We start from the raw sequence: 20899 nt of genomic DNA on the forward strand, positions 1-20899 counted from the left end.
ACGGGAAGAATGTCTTCGAAGCAGTCCGCCGTCGTCGTCAACGCCCGCAAGCGTCCGCCCTGGTGGGTCGCCCTTCCCGCCACGCTGGCCGTGCTGCTGCTCCTGCTGCTGCTCGCGCGGACGCTCAACGTCCTGCCGCAGCTGAGCAACCCCTTCGGCACGGAGACCAAGGACCGCACCGGGCCCGTGCTGCTGAAGTCCATCCAGGACATGAGCCGTTACGAGGCGGCCTCGGGCAGCTTCCAGGTCGTCGTCGACCTGGACAAGGACGCCGAGTTCCTGCCGGACGCGGTGCGGGGCAACCGCACGCTCTTCGTCGGGAAGGGAAGCGTCGGCGCGTACGTGGACCTCGGCGATGTGGGCGAGGACGCCGTGAAGGTCGGCAAGGACCGCAAGTCGGCGTCGGTGACGCTGCCGCCCGCCGCGCTGGAGAAGCCCGCCCTGGACGCCGACCGCTCCTACGCGGTGACGAAGGAGCGCGGCATCCTCGACCGGCTCGGGGACGTCTTCTCCGACAACCCGGGCGACGAGCGCGAGGTGCACAAGCTCGCCGTCCGGCACATCGGGGACGCGGCCCGGCAGAGCGACCTGGAGGACCGGGCGGAGAAGAACACCAGGAACATGCTGCGCGAGCTGCTGCGTTCACTCGGCTACGAGAAGGTGACGGTGCGCTTCACCGACGGCGGCGGGAAGAGCTGACGCGGAAGCGGTGCCACCAGTGGCGGCGGCGCGGGTGCACGGCCAGGCCCAGCCGCCGCCCGATGATCAGGTAACCCAGCATGGCGCCCGTGGTGTTGAGGATGACGTCGTCGATGTCGAAGGCGCGGCCCGTGACCAGCGCCCCCTGCACCAGCTCGACGAGCAGCATGACCACGGCCGTCGCCGTCATCACCCGCAGCAGGCCACGGGTGCGGGGCACCAGCGCGGGCAGCAGCGCGCCGAAGGGCATGCCGAGCACCACGTTGCCGCCCAACTGCTTGAGCGTGTCGCGCATCTGGGGCTGCGAGAGGTAGTCGCGGATGGAGTCGCCGGGCCGCAGGTTGCTGTGCGTGAGGGACTCCGATGCGGCGGAGGGCCCCAGCGTCAGCTTGGAGAGGACCACCGCGAAGCCCACCATCGCGGCGAACGCCACGACGAGGATCACGATGCGGGCCGCCAGGGGCAGCTGCTTGCGGGTCAGCGCGTCGGCCTGACGGGCGCCCGCCGAACCCCCCTTGCGGCTCTTGCCGGTACGGGCCGGGCGCTTGGCGGAGCCGCCCGCACCGCCCTTGGCGGCTGCTTTCCCGCCCGTGGCAGCTGCTTTCCCGCCCGTGGCAGCTGCTTTCCCGCCCTTGGCAGCTGCTTTCCCGCCCTTGGCGGGCTTCGCCGCTCCCGTCTTCGCCGGTTGCGCCGCCTTCCCCGTTGCGGCTGATTTCGCCGACTTCGACTGCTTCGCGGTTCCCTGCCCGCTCTTCCCCTTCGTCGCCGTGGTCGTCTTCGTGTTCGCCTCGTTGCCGAACATGCGCACGCGCAAGCACCTCCAGAGCACCCGGGCACTGTCTGGCCAGCAGTTACCCCCGGTGTGTCCAAGCATGCGCCGGCTGCGGCGTGCGGCCCGGGCGCGCCCGCCCGTCAGGGCTTGCGCGCGACACCGCCGTAGACGGGGAACTCCGCGTCGGTGATGTCCGGTTGGGGCTCGCCGCCCTCGGGCCGCCAGCGGTGGGCGACGACGACTCCGGGATCGAGGAGTTCGAGTCCGTCGAAGAAGCGGCTCACCTCGGAACTGGACCGGATCTGCCCCTCCGCCACGGACGACTGGTACGCCTCGGCGACCCGCGTCAGCAGGTCCGGGTCGAAGTCGGCCGTGGCGTGCGAGACGACGAGGTAACTCCCCGAGGGCAGCGCGTTCATGAGCTTGCCGACGATCTCGTACGCGCCGCGCTCGTCCGTGATGAAGTGCAGGAGCGCGATGAGGGAGAGCGCGACGGGCTGCTGGAGGTCGAGGGTCTCGCGCAGCTCGGGCGAGTTGAGGATGCCGTCCGGGTCGGTGAAGTCGGCGTGCACGTACGCCGTACGGCCTTCGGGCGTGCCGCTGAGCAGTCCCTGCGCATGGTGCAGGACTATCGGGTCGTTGTCGGCGTAGAGGACGCGGGTCTCCGGCGCGATCGCCTGCGCGACCTGGTGCAGGTTCGGTTCGGTGGGGATGCCCGCACCGATGTCCAGGAACTGCCGCACCCCCGCCTCACGGACGAGCCAGCGCGTCGCCCTGTGCATGAACGCCCGGTTGAGCTGGGCGCCGAGGACCACGCCGGGCCACACCCGGACGACCTGCTCGGCAGCCGCGGCGTCGGCCTCGTAGTGGTTGTCGCCGTCCAGCCAGTAGTCGTAGACGCGAGCCGGATGCGGTCTGCTGCTGTCGATGTCGTCTCTCGCGGTCACTGTTCTCTCCCAGGCTCACGGTCTGTGGCGACACACTGTCTCACCGGACCGGGCACCGACAGCCCAGAACCGGCCAGCCGTCATGTCATCGCGTCGACACCCGTCAGGGCGTGCCCGATGATCAGCTTCTGCACCTGGCTCGTGCCCTCGTAAAGGGTGAGCACCCGCGCGTCCCGCAGGTACTTGCCCACGGGGTACTCGTCGATGAAGCCGTAACCGCCGAAGGTCTGAAGGCAGTTGTTGCTGACGCGTACGGCGGTCTCGCTCGCGTGGTACTTGGCGACGGAGGCGTCCGTGGCGTACTCCTTCGGCGTGGCGCCCGCGTCGGCCATCCTGGCCACCTGGTGGGTGAGCAGCCGGGACGCACGGATGTCCACCTCGGAGTCGGCCAGCAGCTCCTGGACCAGCTGGAAGGACGCGATCGGCCTGCCGAACTGCTCACGCTCCCCCGCGTACCCCAGGGCCGCGTCCAGTGCCGCCTGCGCCACCCCCACCGCGCCCGCGGCCACGGAGATGCGCCCCCGCGAGAGCGCACCGAGCGCGATGCCCAGCCCCCGGTCCCGCTCGCCCAGACGTGCCGAGTCCGGCACCCGTACGCCGTCGAAGGCGAGTTCCGCGGTGGCCTGGCCCCGCAGGCCCAGCTTGCCCTTGATCTCGGTGGCGGTCAGACCGGGGCTGTCGGTGGGCACCAGGAAGGCCGTGACGCCGGACTCGCTCGTGCGGGCGAAGGTGAGCGCGACCTTCGCGACAGTGCCGTTCGTGATGAACATCTTGCCGCCGTCGATGATCCAGTCGTCGCCGTCGCGCCGGGCCCGCGTCGTCAGGGACCCGGCGTCGGAGCCGGTGCCGGGCTCGGTCAGCGCGAAGCAGCCCAGCGCCTCCCCGCTGGTCAACCGCGGTACCCACTCCTCGCGTTGGGCGTCGGTCCCGTGCGCGACGATGGTCTTGGTCACCAGGCCGAGGGAGACGGAGACGATGCCCCTGACCGCCGAGTCGCCGCGTCCGAGCTCCTCGGTGGCCAGCACGTAGGAGAGGAGGTCGCACTCCACTCCCCCGTACCTCTCGGGAACGGTCAGCCCCAGGAAGCCCAGGTCGCCGAGGCGCTTCGCGACGGCGGGGTCGACCTGTTCCGCGCGGTCCCACTCGCGGGCGTGCGGCGCGATCTCCGCGTCCGCGAAACCGGCCGCCATCGCGCGGATGTCGCGCTGCGTCTCGGTGAGTCCGAAATCGCGTGAACTCATGGGCTGCTCTCCTGGTCGGTCGCGCGGTCGAGCCCCTGCGAAGGCCCGCACCGCGGGGCGTGTTCGGCTTACGGGAGGGGGGCGTCCGGCGCGGTGAGGGGCAGGCCGAGCTGGGCGCGCTCGGTGACCCAGCGGGTGGGCCGGTAGCGCGGGTCTCCGGTCGAGGCGTGCAGGGCGCGCTGCAGGCCGAGCATCCGGCTCGCGCCGATCCGTTCACCCCAGGCCAGCGGGCCGTGCGGGTAGCCCAGGCCGGCCGTGACCGCGAGGTCGATGTCGGCGGGGGCGGCGATGTGGCGCTCCGCGATGGACGCGGCCACGGAGACGATGGACGCGAGCAGCCGCTGCGCGACCGAACCGGGCGTGTCGCGTACGACGGTCACTGCCGTGCCGGATGAGGCGAGGACGGCGGCGGCGTCCCGTACGGCGTCCGGCGCGGTCGCCGGGGTCACGGCGAGGACGCGGCGGGAGGCGGCGAGCGAGAGCGGGTCGACGCCGACGGTCTCTGCTGCGGGAAGGCCCTGGTCGGCGACTGCCGCGGCCACCGTTCCGCCCCAGGTGACCACGAGGTTGAGCGCGCCGTCCCCGGCGGGGCGGTCGCCGTCGGCGCCGAGCGCGCGTTGCAGCTCCCGCGCCTCGGGGCTCTGCCCCACCACGCGCACCGGCCGGGCGGCGTCGCCCCCGGACGGCGGGGCGGCCGGTGCGGCGGCGTCGGCGGGCGCGTCGGGCCCGTACGGGTAGAAGCCGCGTCCGGTCTTGCGTCCGTGCAGCCCGGCGGTGACGCGGTTGGCGGTCAGATACGACGGGCGGAGGCGGTCGGAGTGGCGGAAGCCCCGCCAGATGGTGTCGATGACGGAGGCGGTGACGTCGAGCCCCGTGAGGTCCATCAGCTCGAAGGGGCCCATGCGCAGGCCCAGCACGTCGCGGGCGACGGCGTCGAGGTCGGCGGGGGCGGCGACGGCCTCCTCCAGCAGCGCCAGCGCCTCGGTGGCCAGACCGCGCCCGGCGTGGTTCACGAGGAAGCCGGGTGTGTCGGCGACAGTGACCGCCCGGTGCCCGCACCCCTCGACGAAGGCGGTGAGCGCGGCGGGGATGTCCTCGCGGGTCGACGCGCCGGGCACGACCTCGGCGATCTTCATCAGCGGCACCGGGTTGAAGAAGTGCAGACCGGCCAGGCGGCTCGGATCGGGCAGACGCGACGCGATCTCGGTCACCGAGAGGGAGGAGGTGTTGGTGGCGAGGACTGTCCGCTCGGGCAGCACCGCCGCCAGCTCCGTGAAGAGGGCGGCCTTGGTCTCCAGGTCCTCACGTACCGCCTCGATGACGAGTTCCGGCGCGCTGCCCTCGCCCTCCGGGGCCGCGCAGGGAGAAGGCAGCGGTACGAGCCGCTCCGCCGCGGCGTCGGCGTCGGCCCGGCTCATCCGGCCCTTCTCCACTGCCCGTTCCAGCATGCCGCGCACGAACTCGACGGCTTCCGTCACCGACTCGGGCCGTGCGTCGGCGAGTTCGACCGTGTGACCTGCCGTCGCCGCCAGCTGCGCGATGCCGCGTCCCATGACTCCGGTACCGACGATTCTCGTGCGCATCTCTTCTCCACCCTCGGCTCGGCGGGCCCGACCGGGCCCGCACCGTTCACTCCGCGTTCCGGCGACGTCCACCGCTGACGGCCGGGAGCGACGTCCCGGCCCCTCACCGTCAGCGCAGGTAGACGCGCTCAGGGTCGACATCCTCGCGCAGCAGGGCGAGTTCGGCCTCCGTGGGTGGCTCGACGACGGTCAGGTCGCCGGCGGTCTCCAGCTCCCAGCCGGTGGCGGCCCGCACGTCGTCGGCGCTGACACCCGGGTGCACGGCGGCCAGCCGCAGCTCCTCGCCGGCGCCTTCACGCGCCAGGATGCCCAACTCGGTGATGACACGCGTCACTCCGGCGCCCAGGGGACGGATGCCGTCGGCCAGCGCGCGGTCCGGGCCGGGCGAGGTGCAGAAGTCGAGCCGCTCCGTGAAGGACCGCGGGTCGTGCCGGCGCATCACGACGAACACCTCGCGGGCGTTGGCCATCACCTCGTTGGCGCCGCCCGACCCGGGGAGCCGCGCCTTGGGATGGTGCCAGTCGCCGATGACGGAGGAGTTGAGGTTGCCCCACTTGTCGATCTGCGCCGCTCCGAGGAAGCCCACGTCGATGTGGCCGCCCTGCAGCACGGAGCCGAACAGGGTGGGCATCGGCAGCACCGCCTCGGCGCCGGTGATGAGCACGGCGTCGGCGATCGTCTCGGGCAGGTGGGAGGGGTGCGCCCCGCACACCCCCGACTCGTAGACGATCTCCAGCTCCGGCGCGACGGTCAGATGGGCCAGCGACGCGGCCAGCGTGGGCAGGCCGATACCGGCGAAGACCGTGCGCCTGGCGGCCAGTTCGCGGGCGGCGACGACGGAGAGCAGTTCGGAGGAGCTGGCGGCGGCAGTCATGCGCGGCTCACTTTCGGGTCGCGGGGCGGCGGGCGGCTGAGCGGCGGGAGCCGGCCTCACAGCCGCCGCCCGTAGTTGACGGGCAGGCTCATCGCCTCGCCGACGGCGAGCCCGTCCCAGAACTCCTCGCCGAGCTTGTCCACGTATTCGGCGTGGTCGCGGGTTCCGTGCACCCACTCCGCGAGCCAGGCCGTCAGCCGCTCCTTGTCCTTGCTGATGGCGGACCACGAGCGGTAGAAGGCGTTGTCGCGGTCGTAGTAGCCCTGGGCGAAGGAGGGGTGGGCGCCGCGCGGGCACTCGACAACGGCGTCCACGGCGTGCGCGGGGACGACCGTGCGGTTGGGGTCGGAGCGTACGACTTCGCCGTCGACGACCTCCTCCACGACGACGACGGCCTTGCGCGCGGCGTAGACGGCCTCGGCCTGCACTCCGGTGAGTCCCCAGATCTGGGTGTTGCCGCTGCGGTCGGCGCGCTGGGCGTGCACGATCGTCACGTCCGGGTTGACGGGCGGCACGACGTAGATCTGCTCGGTCTCGCCGTCCGGACCGGGGTAGGGCGAAGTCACCTTGCGCAGCGAGGAGTTCACCTCGGGGAGGTCGCTGCCGCCGTAGCTGCGCAGCGGGTAGAACGGCAGCCGCTGCGCGCCTGCCAGGTAGCGGCAGATCATGCCGTAGTGGCTGTACTCCTCGAACTCCAGGGGCTCGGGCTGTGCGCTCTCCACTCGTCGGCGCAGCTCTCCGAGCGACCCCGCCGAGGAGTTGCCGACGAAGGAGGAGACGAGCTTCGAGACGCATCCGGCGGCGAGCATCTGGTCCACGACGATGTCGGCCGTCATGCGGATCACGGTCAGATCGCGGCGTCCCTGCCGGATGATCTCGTGCCCGGCGGCGGTGGGTATCAGGTGCGTGAAGCCTTCGAGGGAGACGGTGTCGCCGTCGTGCACGTGGGCGGCTACGGCCTCCCGCATCGTCATCGTCTTGTCCACTGCGCTCATAGCGGCGTCTCCACGGCGTCTCGGTGCATCCTTCGGGCCCTGGGCGTCCGTGCCCCGGACCCGGGCATCGGCTCGCACTACGTTCCCACCCCATATTGATTGGCGTCCAATACCGAATTAAGGTCAGTTTGAGACGGAAAACTGATAACCGGTGGCGGGCGGACGGCTCGCCGCCACTGACTCCGGGACCCCCGTGGAACTGCGCCACCTCTCCTCCTTCATCGCCGTCGCGGAAGAGCTGCACTTCGGCCGCGCCGCCAGGCGCCTGCAGATGGCGCAGCCCCCGCTCAGCCAGCAGATCCGGCAGCTGGAGAAGGAGCTCGGGGTGCAGCTCTTCGAGCGCAGCACCCGTTCCGTACGCCTCACCAGCGCCGGGGAGGCATTCCTCAAGCCCGTCCGCACCGTGCTGGAGGACCTCGACATCGCGCAGCGCGTCGCCAAGGCCGCGGGCCGCGGCGAGTACGGGCGGGTGACCGTCGGTTTCGCCGGCGCCTCCAGCCACGCGACACTGCCCCGGCTCACGCGGGCCGTGCGCGCCGCGCACCCCGGCATCGAGCTCGTCATGCGCGGCCAGACCTACGCCAACCGCGCCCTCGCCGGCGTCGCGGACGGCACCCTCGATCTGGGCTTCGTACGTCTCCCGATCACGCAGCACGGCGTGGAGCACCGCGTGATCGGCGAGGAGGAACTCGTCTGCGCGCTGCCCTCCGACCACCCGCTGGCGCGGCAGAGCAGCATCACCGTCGCGGACCTCGCCGACGAGCCGTTCGTCAGCTTTCCCGCGCGCACGGGCTCCAGCCTGCGGGACGTGACGCTCCAGACGTGCGAGGCGGCCGGCCACCACCCGCGGATCGTGCAGGAGGCCCCGGACTCGTACACGATCCTGGCGCTGGTGGCGATGGGGGTCGGCGTGACGCTGACCCTCACCTCGTGCATGCACATCCAGCAGACGGGCCTCGTCTACCGGCCGCTGAGCGGGACGCCGGTCGTGCTCCAGGCGGCGATCGCGTGGCGCGCGGACAACCCGTCGGCGGCGCTGCACAGCGTTCTGGACGTCGCGACCGAGGCTCTGCCCACGCCGGGGGACGAACCGCGCGGGGACGATTAGGTGGCAGGACGTCTCAGTCGCGGGCGGATCGGATATTGGACCGGGTCAGTACCGGATGGAAGGGTCGTCGGCGGCGTACGCCGTCCGCCCGGCCGGAAGGCCCGGACCGGCCGGCCCTGCGCATAGCCGAACCGCCTCAACCGCCTCAACCGCAACCAGCAAGTCGCCAGTCAACCCGCCAGCCAGGGAGGACCTCGCCCATGTCAGCCCAGTCCGATGTCGTCGTCTGCCAGCCGCTGCGCACCCCGATCGGACGCTTCGGCGGGGCCCTCGCCGGCCTGCGTCCCGCCGCGCTGGCCGCACGCGTCATCTCCGAGATCGTCGCGCGCAGCGGCATCGGGGGCGAGCAGATCGACGAGGTGATCCTCGGCCACGCCTACCCCAGCTCCGAGGCGCCGGCGATCGGCAGGGTCGCCGCGCTCGACGCCGGACTCCCCCAGTCGGTCACGGGCATCCAGATCGACCGGCGCTGCGGCTCCGGCCTTCAGGCGGTCCTCGACGCCGCGATGCAGATACGGGCGGGCTTCAGCGACGTCGTCGTCGCGGGCGGCGTGGACGTGATGAGCGCCGCTCCGTACTACACGCACGAGGGCAGGTGGGGCATCAAGGGCCCCGGCCTGCAACTGCACGACTCCCTGGCACGCGGCCGCGTGACCGCCGGCGGCGAGAACCACCCGGTGCCGGGCGGCATGATCGAGACGGCGGAGAACCTGCGCCGCGAGTACGGCATCGGCCGCGAGGAGCAGGACGCGCTCGCGCTGCGTTCGCAGCGGCGGGCGGCACGCGCGATGGAGGCGGGCTGGTTCGCGGAGGAGATCGTGCCGGTCACCGTCCGGGGACGTAAGGGCGACACGGTCGTCGAGGTGGACGAGCACCCGCGGCCCGACACCACCGCCGAGCAACTCGCGGGCCTGCGCCCGGTGATGGGCAAGAGCGACCCCGGGGCGACGGTGACCGCCGGCAACGCCAGCGGCCAGAACGACGCCGCTGCCGCCTGCCTGGTCACCACCGCCGGGACGGCGGAGCGTCTCGGGCTCACGCCGCTGGTGCGCCTGGTCTCCTTCGCGCGTACGGGCGTTCCGGCGCAGACGATGGGCATCGGGCCGGTGGCCGCGACGAACGCCGCCCTGGAGAGGGCCGGGCTCTCGCTCGCGGACCTGGACCTCATCGAGCTGAACGAGGCGTTCGCCGCCCAGGTCCTGGCCTGCACGCGGGAGTTGGGCCTGACGGAGACCGACCACGAGCAGCGGATCAACGTGTGCGGCTCGGGCATCTCGCTCGGGCATCCCGTCGGCGCGACCGGGGCGCGCATCCTCACCACGCTGACGCACCACATGCACCGCGCCGACGCCCGGTACGGCCTGGAGACCATGTGCATCGGCGGAGGGCAGGGCCTGGCCGCGGTCTTCGAACGCGTCGCCGCCTGACGCCGCCGTCGCGCACGGAGGACACCGAGGGGACCGTCCGCCCAGCTCACCGCTGGGGGCGGTCCCCTCGGCATGCCCCGCACGCGGGGTGGCGTACCCCGCCCCTCACCGCCCCGCGCCGCAGCGGCGAGACGCATTGAGAGCAGGACCGTCTCACTGTGCCAGTGATTCGGTATTGGACCTGTCTCGGTACCGGCTGGCAGCGTTACCGCCGTCCCGCCGTCCCCCGGCCCCGGAACGCGAGCGCACCCGGATACCCGCGCCCCGTTCCCCGTACGTCCAGCACACCCGGAGCCGCCGCATGAGTGCGCCCCTCGCGCAGGAGCACAGGAAGACCGCGAACCGCGCGGGAATCGGAGCCTTCATCGGCTCGACGATCGAGTGGTTCGACTTCTACATCTACGGGACCGCTTCGGCCCTGGTCTTCGACAAGGTCTTCTTCCCCGAACTCGAAGGCGCCGTCGGCACCCTCGTCGCCTTCGCCACGTTCTGGGTCGGCTTCCTCGCCCGCCCGCTGGGCGGCATCGTCTTCGGGCACTTCGGCGACCGCCTGGGCCGCAAGAAGACCCTGATCATCACCCTGCTGATGATGGGGATCTCCACCACGCTGATCGGCGTGCTCCCCGGCTACGACACCCTCGGCGTCGCGGCACCCGTCATCCTCGTCGCCATCCGGATGATCCAGGGAATCGGCCTGGGCGGCGAATGGGGCGGCTCGGTGCTCATCGCCTCCGAGCACGCGCCCAAGGGCAAGTCGATCCTCTACGGCGCGTTCGCGCAGCAGGGCTCCCCCGTCGGCAACACCCTCGCCACCGTCTCGTTCCTGGCCATCAGCCAGCTCCCCGACGACGACTTCATCGGCTGGGCCTGGCGGATCCCCTTCCTGGCCTCCGCCGCTCTCGTCGTCGTCGGGCTCTTCCTCCGCCTGAAGGTCACCGAATCGCCCGCGATGGCGCGGCTGATCGAGAAGAAGAAGGTCGCGAAGCTGCCGCTGACGGAGGTGCTGCGCTCGTACCCCGGGCTCATCGCCCTGGGGATCGGCGCCTGCACCATCGGACTGTCCGCCACGTACTTCAAGTCGACGTTCGCGCTCTCCTGGGCGACGTCCAGCCTCGACTTCGACCGGAGTTCGTTCCTGACGATCATCCTCGTCGCGAACATCACGCAGATCATCGTCCAGCCCTTCGGGGCCGTCCTCGCCACGAGGATGCGGAACTGGTCCAGGGCCGTGAGTGTGATGCTGCTGCCCGAACTGCTGCTGATGCCGCTGATGTTCGTGCTGATCAGCACCGAGAACTACGGCCTCGCGATGCTCGGCGTCTCCGTCGCCACCGTCCCGCACTGCCTCTACTACGCCGCACTCGCGGGGATCCTGGCGAGCCGCTTCCCGGCACACGTCCGCTACACGGGCATCTCCCTGTGCTACCAGCTGTGCGGCACCCTGCTCGGCGGTACGACACCGGTCATCGGGCAGTTCCTGCTGAACCGCACGGGATCGATCGCGGCGGTCATCTGCTACGCCGTCTTCCAGGTGGCACTCACCCTGGGCTGCATGCTGCTGCTGCTCAAGAGGCCCAACCACGACCGGCTCGCGCCGGGCGACGCGGGTGGGGTCGCGGAGGCCGGGGACGAGGAGGCCGCGGACGAGGAGGCAGCGCCCGTCAGGGCCGGGTAGTCCGCCGACGGCACGCGGGCCCGGCAGCCGGATCGTCGGCTGCCGGGCCCGCGTACGTAACGAGGGGTCCCGTGCGGTGCCCGGCCGGAGCCGGGCAGCGGCGGGATCAGCTCAGTTCTGCGCGCTGCGGCGCTTGCGCGAGACCATCACCAGGCCCGCACCCGCGACCAGGACGACACCGGCGGCGCCGGCGATCATCGGGGTGGCGCTGGAGGCACCGGTCTCGGCCAGGTCGTCGCCGCCGCCTTCGGGCTTGGGCGCGGAGCTGGGCTCCTCCGAGGGCGCCGGGGCCTCGCTGGTGGACTCGCTGGGCGAGGGGGTGGGCTCGGGCGAAGGCGTCTCCTCGCACACGGGAGACATCTTGCGCTCGTCGCGCGAGTGCTGGTCGCCGTCGCCGGCCTTGACGACCAGGTGGACCTCGAGCGGCTCGCTGTGCTTGGGCAGATCGAGCTTCTTGTTGAACTCGGAGGCGAACTTCTCCTGCTTGAGCAGTTCCTTGCCGCCGGCCTCGATCTTGATGGTGTTCTCGACACCCGGGTTGTAGTTGGTCAGATTGACCGACACCGAGTAGCAGTCGACCTCCCAGCCCGGCTTGTGGGCCTGGGCGGGGCCGGCGGCGAATATCCCGGCGCCGACGAAAGCGGCGACGCCGGTCGCGACGACTGCGGCGGAGCGGTGCCATCTCTGGCGAATAGCGGTCATGATCTCCCTCTGATGACGCAGAAGCTTTGCAGAGCGGATGTGTCGTGCGAGGACAGCACGGTACTCCCCGGTACACCATTCGTCGCGCCCGACCCCGGATTCACCAACTTGCGTCGTGAAAAGGGCAGTTCAGGCGTGTCCGCGTGATCTGAATCCCCCCGTGCGGTCCGGTGGCTGCCCGCCCGTTCACCGCTGGAACCCGCTGACTCTACCGCCCCAGTCGTAACCGCGGTGGAAACTCACGGAGATTGAGCGGTCCTAACACCGAATCGCAACAAGCGAGTACCAATTTCGTGGCGTGCCACTGCGCCGGGCCGGCATCAGGGGCCGGTCCACCACCCAGGGGAGGTCAGTGAGTTGAGCCATCGACGCAAGGACAAGAAGCGAGCGTATGTGATAGCCGGCGCAGGCGTTGCGGCACTGGCCACCGCGGCCGTCCTGCTCCCGTACGCGAGTGCGGGTGAGGACTCGCAGCCGGGGCCGCAGCTCCGCACTGCCAAGGCCGCGGCCCTGATGGGTTCGAAGCTGGCGGACGAGAACGGCGACCGCACGGCGGGCTGGTTCCTCGACGGCAAGTCGAAGAACCGACTTGTCATGAACGTGCTCGACCAGGAGACCGCCGAGCGCGTCGAGCAGAGCGGGGCGACGGCGAGAATCGTCCAGAACTCCAAGGCGGAGCTGAAGAAGGTCTCCGACACGCTCGCGGGCGGCGCCTCCGTGGCCGGTACGGCCTGGTCGGTCGACCCCCGCACCAACAAGGTCTCGGTGCTCGCCGACCGCACGGTCGACGCCGAGGGCTGGAGCAGCCTCAACCGGACCGCCGCCGGCATGGACGGCATGATGTCCGTGAAGCGCTCCAGCGGCGAGTTCAAGCCCTTCCACGGCGGTGACCAGTCCGGTGGCGGCGGCATGGACGACGACGGCGCCGGCATGGGCGACGACGGATCGGGCGCCGGAGACGGTGCCGGCGATGGTGCTGGTGACGGCGCGGGCGACGGTGCCGGCGACGGCGCGGGCGACGGTGCCGGCGACGACGGGTCGGGCGCCGGAGACGGTCAGGCGGCCGAGGGCGTCCTCGGCGGCGACGCCATCTTCGCGGCCGGCAGCCGCTGCTCCCTCGGCTTCAACGTCGAGGTGGACGGCGCCCCCGCCTTCCTGACCGCCGGCCACTGCGGCAACGCGGCGGAGCAGTGGACGTCCGACGAGGCCGGCGCCGAGGCGCTGGGCACGGTCGCCGACTCGCAGTTCCCCGAGTCCGACTTCGCGATCCTCAACTACGACGACGCGCAGGCCCAGCCCGTCAGCGCCGTCAACCTCGACCCGCTGGGTCAGGGCCAGGGCGGCACGCAGGAGATCACCGGCGCCGCAGAGGCCGCCGTGGGCATGCAGGTGCAGCGCAGCGGAAGCACCACCGGCGTGACCGACGGTGAGGTCACCGGCCTGGACGCCACCGTCAACTACGGCGGCGGCGACATCGTCAACGGCCTGATCCAGACGAACGTCTGCGCCGAGCCCGGCGACAGCGGCGGTGCCATGTTCTCCGAGGACAAGGCCGTGGGCCTCACCTCCGGCGGCAGCGGCGACTGCACGCAGGGCGGCGAGACCTTCTTCCAGCCCGTCACCGACGCGCTGGAGGCCACCGGCGCCGAGATCCCGGCCGCCGGCGGCGGCCAGGCCGAACAGCAGTAAGCCGCACGACCCGGCCGCCCGCGGGCGACCCGTCAGCCGCTCACGGTGAAACCAGGACTGGTACCGGAGATGGCTCGCGGGTCGCCCGCCAGCGGTTTGGCGTCGCCCTCGTACCTCAGCCGGTACTCGCCTGCTTCCGTCCCCTCGGGGATGTCCCAGGTGAGCGTCACCTTGGAGGCGGCGACGCCGTAGCGTTCCCAGCGGAAAGTGGTGGACCAGTCGCCGTCGTCGGCGACGGTCCGCCATTCGCCGTTCCGGTGGTGCTCCACCCGCAGGTACGTCCCGCCCCGGTGCAGCACATTGCCCGGGTGGGCGCCCGCGAAGACCACGCTCACCCGTTCCCCGGCGCGGTAGTTGGCGCGCGGCGCCGTCAGCACGTCGCCGAACTCCTTCTGCAGCGGCGGCGCGTCGACGACGATGGGCGGCTGAAGCGAGATCGTCTTGCCGGAGATGTCCGGCGCGACCGGCCCCAGGGGAAGGTCCTCGCCGTCCCGCATGGCGCTCGCGAGCCGTGCCGCCGTCTGCTGGAGCGCGGGGAGCTGCCAGCGCCCGAAGAGGGTGCTTCCGCCCTCGTACTGCTGGGAGTCGTACTCCTCGGGCGTGGTCAGGTAGTGGAAGTAGGAGTTGGCGTATCCCGCGACGAGGACGTCCTGCACGTCCGCTCCCACCACCTCGGCGACCGTCCGCCGCAGCCGCAGCCCGGCACCGATCGTCACCTCGCCCGGCACGCCGATCAGGTAGAGCTGGCCGATGCGCAGCAGCTGGACGGGCACCTGCTCCTGGACCCAGGGGTAGATCCCGTTCATCACGCCGACCGGGGCGAAGATGTCCTTCGGGGACTGCGCTTCACGCAGCTCGGGTGAGGCCTCGTAGATGATCGAGTCCGAGATGGCGTCCCAGAAGGGGTTCTCGCCCTCTTCGAACCCCGGGAACGCGGGGCCGTCCTCGACGCTTCCGGCCGCCATCGACGCGCCGATGGACGCCTTGGACGTCTTGTGGGACTTGCCGTCTCCGGTGTACTCGGCGTCGACAGTCGTGTCGGACAGGTCGATGTAGACCAGCCGCGAGTCCACGCCGCCGGTCATCTGCTTGCCGCGCGCGTCGAGTTGGCGTGCGGCGGCCTCGTACTGGCGAAGGCCGTTGGCCCGGGTGTTCTCGAAGTCGGCGGGCGTGGTCGGCGGTTCGAGGTCGAGGTTGGGGGACATGTCACCCGCGTTGGTCTGCGCGAAGGCGGCGACGAAGTCCGGGGCGGCGTCCGCGAGGTAGTCGGCGCCCTCCACCTCCCGCTCCCAGTGGTAGGCGGCGTAGCCCTTGTTGTCCGCGCTGATGAGCTTGTTCTCGCCGGACATGCTCGTGCCGTGCGTCGCGAACCAGTTGACCGCACCGGCGACGCTCCCGTCCCGCTCGATGCGCAGCAGGGACGTCTGCGTGTCCACCGCGTCGGGGAAGTGGCTGCGGATGTCGCCGGGGTTGCGCTCGAAGGCGTCCCGCGACCTGTTGGCGTTCGCCCCCTTCAACTCGCCGTGGGTGAGGGTGAGTTCAGCAGGCGAGGCGTCCTCGTGCGCACGTTCGGCCGCCTCCACGATGCCGTCCGTGAGCGCCTCGAAGGTCTTCTTGTGGAAGCCCAGCGTGGTGACGTTGTAGAGCAGATGGTGCGAGGACCCGCCAGGCCCGCAGTGGGTGTGCGTGGCGGTGAGCATGACGTTGCGGTGCGTGTAGAGGTCGCCGTACTTCTCGCCGAGCCTTTTCAGGACGGCCTGGTGGACGCTCTCGAAGATCATCGCCGTGTCGACGACGACGAGGAGCACGCGCTCCTTCGTCGCCTCGTCGGCGAAGACGAACGCCCGGGCGCGCAGCCGGGTGTGCAGGCCCTGGGCCTGCTGGTCGACGCGCCCGTAGCCCATCATGCCGACCTCGGCGATCTCGCCGGTGGCGTCGGAGAGGCCCCGGCCCACGACGTAGGTCGCGGCGGCCTCGGCGGCGGCCCGGGGCGCGAGAGCGCCCGTGCCGCGCTGCGCGGCTCCGGCGGTGGACCCGACGCCTGCCAGGCCGAGCCCCGCCGCCGCGGCACCGGCCCGCAGCACGGTGCGGCGAGTGCTGCGCAAGACGGACGGGCTTCCGCCGGAGTCGCCGGCCGCGGCGCTGTCGGACCCGCCGAAGGGAGGTTCGTGGGAGTGGGTGTGGGGGGTGCTGCTCACGGGCGCTCCTCGGTAAGGCTACTTCCCGGTAACGGTTCCGTGAGCATGTCACCCCGTACCACCGGCCACAATGCGCCGGAGAGTATTGCTCGGATTGCGCCAACGACCGCGCCAGGCGGGCGAGCGGACCCCGGGGCGGCCCAACCTCCCTGTGGCGCCGGGCACTTGGCGCGGACGCGCTCAGCCCCGCTCCCCCGGCCCCGCGGACGTCCCGCAGGTTCAGCCCGCTTCCGGTCCCGCCGCCCCCGAGGGGACCGCGTCCGCGGCGCCGCCGGCCGCGGCATCGCGCCGTCCGGCCAGGGAAGCGTGCGTCGGCGCGCCGGGAACCGTTTCCGGACGCCCCTTCGCGAACTCCCGCCGCAGCACCGGGACGACCTCCTCGCCGAGCATGTCCAGCTGCTCCAGCACCGTCTTCAGGGGCAGCCCCGCGTGGTCCATGAGGAACAGCTGGCGCTGGTAGTCGCCGAAGGCCTCGCGGAAGGTGAGCGTCTTCTCGACGACCTCCTGCGGGCTGCCCACCGTCAGCGGCGTCTGCTCGGTGAACTCCTCCAGCGACGGCCCGTGGCCGTAGACGGGGGCGACGTCGAAGTAGGGGCGGAACTCCCGCACCGCGTCCTGGGAGTTCCTGCGCATGAACGCCTGGCCGCCGAGGCCGACGATCGCCTGCTCCGGAGTGCCGTGCCCGTGGTGGGCGAAGCGCTCGCGGTACAGGTCGATGAGCCGCATGTAGTGCTCCTTCGGCCAGAAGATGTTGTTGGCGAAGAAGCCGTCCCCGTAGTACGCGGCCTGTTCGGCGATCTCCGGGCTGCGGATCGAGCCGTGCCACACGAAGGGCGGCACGCCGTCGAGCGGACGCGGTGTCGCGGTGAAGCCCTGAAGGGGCGTGCGGAAGCGGCCCTCCCAGTCCACGACGTCCTTGCGCCACAGTTCGTGCAGGAGGGCGTAGTTCTCGATGGCGAGCGGGATGCCCTGGCGGATGTCCTGCCCGAACCAGGGGTAGACGGGGGCCGTGTTGCCGCGGCCCAGCATCAAGTCGACGCGTCCGTCCGCGAGGTGCTGGAGCATCGCGTAGTCCTCGGCGATCTTCACCGGGTCGTTGGTGGTGATCAGCGTCGTCGAGGTCGACAGGACCAGCCGCTCCGTGCGGGCCGCGATGAAGCCGAGCATCGTCGTGGGCGAGGACGGCACGAACGGCGGGTTGTGGTGCTCGCCGGTGGCGAAGACGTCGAGGCCGACCTCCTCGGCCTTCTGCGCGATGGCCACCATCGCCTTGATCCGCTCGTGCTCGGTGGGCGTGCGGCCGGTCGTGGGATCGGTCGTGACGTCCCCGACGGTGAAGATCCCGAACTGCACCACTCTCACCCCTTCGAGGTTTAGTTGCCTCTTGAACTACCTAGGGCAACAGTCTCACACGCGCCTCTCTTCCATGGTGCGCGCGGGCGGGGGCGCCGCGGCAAGGCGGGGCACCTGCGGGGGAGGGTGGACGCGCGGACGCGGCAGCGCCGCCGGAGGCGTCTCCGGCGGCGCTGCGGCGGTGCGGGGTGCGGCACTCCCGCGGAAGGGCCGCAGGCGCGAAGGGGCCGGAGTCGCTCGGGCGAGCACCGCCCCTCGTCAGGGATCCGTGCGGGCCCGCGCGTCCACGGGCCCGCGGAGGTCCGGAAGGCAGGTCCTAACCGCCGATGTTGACGTCCACGCAGGCGTAGAAGGCGTTCGCGGTGTCGGCGATGTTCCACACGGCGAGCACCTTCTTCTGGCCGCTCAGCCCGCCGAAGTCGACCTGGTGCGTCACGGTCTCGCCCGGCTGGGCGCCCCCGTCGTCGAACTCCGCGATCTTCGAGCCGTCCACGAAGTACTGCCACGTGCTCGTCGAATGCCGTGCGGTCAGCTTCCACTCGAAGCTCTGGGAGCTTCCGACGGGCGTGACCGCCCACCCCTTGCTGTCGTCGTCGAGCTCGGCGAACTGCTCGTTGCCGCCGCTGCAGCTCGTGAGGCCCTTCGGGCCCTCGACGCTCTGCGGCTCCCACTTGATGGCCCCGCACTCGACCGTGCCGGCGGCGCACTGCGCCTGCCTGCTGGGCGGCGAGTTCACGTAGCCGTGCGCGCTGGCCGGGGACGCTGGCAGCGTGAGCACGAGCAGGGGCGCGATTCCGGCGCCGATACCGGCGGCGAGCTTCCTCTTGAAGTCCATGCCACTCCTTGACGGTCGGGGCCGTCGCGCGGCGGGGGCAGGGCGGGCACGTACGCACGCGCCGCACACCCTCGAGGACGGCCTCTTCGAACGCGGAGGCAGCGCGAAGACCCGCTCCACCAGCGGCGAGGCCAGCCGCCCGCGGACAGGCCGACGGCTGCGAGCTGGGGGACCCGGTATCACGCTCGCCATTAGTCTAGACCTTATAGATTGTCTGCCCTCGGTCAAGAGAGTGGGCGGAACGAACCGTCCCGCTCCAGGCCCGGCGAAACCCGGAAGGACCCGGCGAGACCGGGCGAGACCCCGCCGAAGCCGCAGAGAGCGGCCCGGCCCGGAGCCCGCACGGAGCCGGACGCGGGGCGCGAGGGCGCGGAACCGGCCCCGCCGGAACATCGGAGCGGCACAGGCGGTTTACGCCGTGCGGCACGGTGGGAACGCGGTCCCAGACCCCCGGTGCCCGCCGCCGGGAACGATGCGGACCGCTGGTCCCTGACTGCCGCCGACAGCAGGAGAAGAAATGAGCACGATGGAGCTCACCAAGGACAACTTCGACGAGATCGTCGCCGACGACGGCTTCGTGCTCATCGATTTCTGGGCGGACTGGTGCGGTCCCTGCCGGCAGTTCGCCCCCGTCTACGAGGCCGCCGCGGAGAGGCACTCCGATCTGACCTTCGCCAAGGTGGACACGGAGGCCCAGCAGGAGCTGGCCGCCGCGTTCGAGATCCAGTCCATCCCGACGCTGATGATCGTGCGCGAGCGCATCGTGGTGTTCGCGCAGCCGGGCGCGCTGCCCGAGGCGGCGCTGGAGGACCTCATCGGGCAGGCACGCCAGCTCGACATGCAGGAGGTGCGCGCGTCCGCCACCACGCCGGACGACGCGGCTCAGGCGGCGGAGCCCACCACGCCCTCCGATCCCCCGGCCTCCTCCGGACCGGCCTCCTCCGCCTGAGCCCGCAGCCGCCGCGAGATCACCGCGGACGCGGCGGCCGCCGCGACGGAGAAGGTCACCGCCACCATCCACGGGCGGTTGAGCCGGTGCCCGAGGAGGTGGTCGAGGGAGTACCGTCCCGGTCCCGCGGCCGCGAGCGCGGACCCGGCCAGGGCCAGGTAGGCGGGGAATTCGATACCGCCCTGCTCGTTGAAGAACCCGGCCGGCGCGTGTACGGAGGCGGCTCCCGCCATGGCCGCCGCCACCGCCGCACCCGCCCCGGGCGAGGCGAGGCCCAGCGCCAGCAGCGCCCCTCCCCCGGCCTCTCCCAGGCCGGAGGCCAGCGCGTGCCGGCGGCCGGGCCTGAAGCCGATCTGCGCCATCGACTGGCCGGTGGCCTCCAGGCCCCCGCCGCCGAACCAGCCGAACAGCTTCTGCGTCCCGTGGCTGATGAGCACGCCCCCGGTGCCCAGGCGCAGGGCGAGCAGACCGAGGTCGGTGCGGTGGCCGTGGCTGTGGCCGGAACCGTGCCGGTGGCTGTGGCTGTGCACGTGGCTGTGGCTGTGGCGTTTCGTGCGGCACATCGTGCGGCCCATGGAAGGTCCCTTCTCAAGTGGCGCTGGGGGTCGTCGAGTCGGGGCGGGGTCCTGCCGTCATGCTGTGTCGTCCGTACCGGTGAGCATCCGGCGCAGGTCGTAGCTCACGGGCTCCTCGAGCTGCGCGTACGTGCAGCTGCGGGGGTCGCGGTCGGGGCGCCATCTGCGGAACTGCGTGGTGTGGCGGAAGCGGTCTCCCTCCATGTGGTCGTACGCCACCTCGCACACGCGCTCGGGCCGCAGGGGCAGCCAGGAAAGGTCCTTGGTCCCGGTCCACCGGCTCGGTGCTCCCGGCATGCGGCTCTCCGCGTGTGCCTCCTCGCGCTGCCAGTGCGCCCACGGATGCCCTTCGGGCGTCTCCATGCGCAGCGGCTCCAGCTCGGACATCAGCTCGCGGCGCCGGCTCATCGTGAACGAGGCGCACACGCCCACGTGCTGGAGCGTGCCGGAGCCGTCGTAGAGGCCCAGCAGCAGCGAGCCGACACCCTCACCGCTCTTGTGCGGACGCAGCCCCGCCAGTACGCAGTCCGCCGTCCGCTCGTGCTTGACCTTCACCATGATCCGCTCGTCGGGCCGGTAGGGCGAGTCGAGCCGCTTGGCGACGACGCCGTCGAGACCCGCGCCTTCGAACTGGTCGAACCACTGGCTCGCCAGCTCCTCGTCCTGGGTGGCGGGGGCGACGAAGACCGGGTCCCGGGCGTGACGGAGCGCGTCCACCAGCGACCGCCGGCGTTCGGTCAGGGGCGTGTCCATCAGCGATTCGTCGCCCAGTGCCAGGACGTCGAAGGCGATGAAGCTCGCCGGCGTCCGCTCGGCCAGCAGGCGTACCCGGGACTCGGCGGGGTGGATGCGCTGCTGGAGCGCCTCGAACTGCAGCCGGCCGTCCTGGGCGATGACGATCTCCCCGTCCAGGACGCACCGCTCGGGCAGGTTCTCCCGCAGCGCGGCGTCCAGTTCGGGGAAGTAGCGCTTGAGCGACTTGCCGGTACGGCTGCCGATCTCGGTCTCGTCGCCGTCGCGGAAGACGATGGCGCGGAAGCCGTCCCACTTGGCCTCGTAGTGCATGCCGGCCGGGATCCTCGCCGCGAGCTTGGCGAGCATGGGTTTCACGGGCGGCATCACCGGCAGCTCCATGGCTGGAACTCTATTGCCGGGCGCCCGCTCCCGCCTGCCGAGGGCGCGACGCTCCCTCAGGAGCACGACGGCACGGCCGCCCATGCCGTCGTTCGCGAAGATTTCCGGTGTCCGCCGGGAGGCGCCGCGGCCCGCGCACGCAT

The 20899-nt window shown here is 71.6% G+C and carries 18 protein-coding genes; 6 read left to right on the plus strand and 12 right to left on the minus strand.

Features of this window, described 5'->3' with window-relative positions:
• Positions 1-9 precede the first annotated feature (9 nt).
• Positions 10-699, plus strand: a complete 690-nt coding sequence (locus H181DRAFT_RS12945) for a DUF4230 domain-containing protein (protein WP_045864532.1) — start codon at positions 10-12, stop codon at positions 697-699.
• On the opposite strand, the gene H181DRAFT_RS29910 is transcribed toward H181DRAFT_RS12945, so the two are convergent.
• From H181DRAFT_RS29910 to H181DRAFT_RS12975, 6 genes are all read right to left on the minus strand, one after another.
• Positions 674-1180 carry a VanZ family protein gene (locus H181DRAFT_RS29910; protein WP_254666837.1) on the minus strand — a complete coding sequence of 169 codons (507 nt, stop codon included), beginning with the start codon at positions 1178-1180 and terminating at the stop codon, positions 674-676. The genes H181DRAFT_RS12945 and H181DRAFT_RS29910 overlap by 26 nt on opposite strands.
• A gap of 431 nt (positions 1181-1611) precedes the next feature.
• Positions 1612-2418, minus strand: coding sequence for an SAM-dependent methyltransferase (locus H181DRAFT_RS12955; RefSeq protein WP_045864533.1), 807 nt, complete (start codon positions 2416-2418; stop codon positions 1612-1614).
• An 80-nt stretch (positions 2419-2498) separates the two neighbouring features.
• Complete coding sequence (locus H181DRAFT_RS12960) at positions 2499-3659, minus strand: acyl-CoA dehydrogenase family protein (RefSeq protein ID WP_045864534.1); 1161 nt, start codon at positions 3657-3659, stop codon at positions 2499-2501.
• A 68-nt stretch (positions 3660-3727) separates the two neighbouring features.
• Entirely contained in the window at positions 3728-5242 is a 1515-nt protein-coding gene (locus H181DRAFT_RS12965) for a 3-hydroxyacyl-CoA dehydrogenase (protein WP_045864535.1), read from the minus strand.
• 109 nt (positions 5243-5351) lie between these two features.
• On the minus strand, positions 5352-6116 hold the full coding sequence (locus tag H181DRAFT_RS12970) for a CoA-transferase subunit beta (RefSeq protein ID WP_045864536.1): 765 nt from the start codon (positions 6114-6116) through the stop codon (positions 5352-5354).
• Between the two features lie 56 nt (positions 6117-6172).
• Positions 6173-7111 (minus strand): CoA transferase subunit A, encoded by a 939-nt coding sequence (locus H181DRAFT_RS12975; RefSeq protein WP_045864537.1) that lies wholly within the window; start codon positions 7109-7111, stop codon positions 6173-6175.
• Positions 7112-7304: 193 nt separating this feature from the next.
• Between H181DRAFT_RS12975 and H181DRAFT_RS12980 the strand changes: the two genes are divergently transcribed.
• The 3 genes from H181DRAFT_RS12980 (at position 7305) to H181DRAFT_RS12990 (ending at position 11321) form a co-directional block, all read left to right on the plus strand.
• Positions 7305-8219, plus strand: coding sequence for a LysR family transcriptional regulator (locus H181DRAFT_RS12980; protein ID WP_045864772.1), 915 nt, complete (start codon positions 7305-7307; stop codon positions 8217-8219).
• Between the two features lie 200 nt (positions 8220-8419).
• Positions 8420-9646, plus strand: coding sequence for an acetyl-CoA C-acetyltransferase (locus H181DRAFT_RS12985; RefSeq protein ID WP_045864538.1), 1227 nt, complete (start codon positions 8420-8422; stop codon positions 9644-9646).
• Positions 9647-9947: 301 nt separating this feature from the next.
• Entirely contained in the window at positions 9948-11321 is a 1374-nt protein-coding gene (locus H181DRAFT_RS12990; RefSeq protein WP_045864539.1) for an MFS transporter, read from the plus strand.
• Positions 11322-11432: 111 nt separating this feature from the next.
• On the opposite strand, the gene H181DRAFT_RS12995 is transcribed toward H181DRAFT_RS12990, so the two are convergent.
• On the minus strand, positions 11433-12023 hold the full coding sequence (locus H181DRAFT_RS12995) for an LAETG motif-containing sortase-dependent surface protein (RefSeq protein ID WP_107068750.1): 591 nt from the start codon (positions 12021-12023) through the stop codon (positions 11433-11435).
• A 393-nt stretch (positions 12024-12416) separates the two neighbouring features.
• On the opposite strand from H181DRAFT_RS12995, the gene H181DRAFT_RS13000 reads away from it, so the two are divergent.
• A complete protein-coding gene (locus tag H181DRAFT_RS13000) occupies positions 12417-13712 on the plus strand; it encodes a S1 family peptidase (protein WP_254666821.1) in 1296 nt (431 codons plus the stop codon).
• Positions 13713-13744: 32 nt separating this feature from the next.
• On the opposite strand, the gene H181DRAFT_RS13005 is transcribed toward H181DRAFT_RS13000, so the two are convergent.
• The 3 genes from H181DRAFT_RS13005 to H181DRAFT_RS13015 form a co-directional block, all read right to left on the minus strand.
• Positions 13745-15910: a neutral/alkaline ceramidase gene (locus tag H181DRAFT_RS13005; RefSeq protein WP_368073265.1), complete on the minus strand. Its 2166-nt coding sequence runs from the start codon at positions 15908-15910 to the stop codon at positions 13745-13747.
• Between the two features lie 219 nt (positions 15911-16129).
• Complete coding sequence (locus H181DRAFT_RS13010; RefSeq protein WP_045864775.1) at positions 16130-17263, minus strand: LLM class flavin-dependent oxidoreductase; 1134 nt, start codon at positions 17261-17263, stop codon at positions 16130-16132.
• 316 nt (positions 17264-17579) lie between these two features.
• Positions 17580-18098, minus strand: a complete 519-nt coding sequence (locus H181DRAFT_RS13015; RefSeq protein WP_045864541.1) for a lytic polysaccharide monooxygenase auxiliary activity family 9 protein — start codon at positions 18096-18098, stop codon at positions 17580-17582.
• Between the two features lie 517 nt (positions 18099-18615).
• Between H181DRAFT_RS13015 and trxA the strand changes: the two genes are divergently transcribed.
• Positions 18616-19047, plus strand: coding sequence for a thioredoxin (gene trxA, locus H181DRAFT_RS13020; RefSeq protein ID WP_045864542.1), 432 nt, complete (start codon positions 18616-18618; stop codon positions 19045-19047).
• Here the strand turns inward: trxA and H181DRAFT_RS13025 are convergent.
• Together H181DRAFT_RS13025 and H181DRAFT_RS13030 are read right to left on the minus strand one after the other, a co-directional pair.
• Complete coding sequence (locus H181DRAFT_RS13025; protein WP_254666822.1) at positions 18981-19622, minus strand: DoxX family membrane protein; 642 nt, start codon at positions 19620-19622, stop codon at positions 18981-18983. The genes trxA and H181DRAFT_RS13025 overlap by 67 nt on opposite strands.
• A gap of 57 nt (positions 19623-19679) precedes the next feature.
• Positions 19680-20756: an ATP-dependent DNA ligase gene (locus H181DRAFT_RS13030; RefSeq protein ID WP_045864543.1), complete on the minus strand. Its 1077-nt coding sequence runs from the start codon at positions 20754-20756 to the stop codon at positions 19680-19682.
• Between the last annotated feature and the right edge of the window lie 143 nt (positions 20757-20899).

The sequence above is a fragment of the Streptomyces sp. WMMB 714 genome (assembly GCF_900090125.1).
Classification (GTDB): Bacteria; Actinomycetota; Actinomycetes; order Streptomycetales; family Streptomycetaceae; genus Streptomyces; species Streptomyces daqingensis.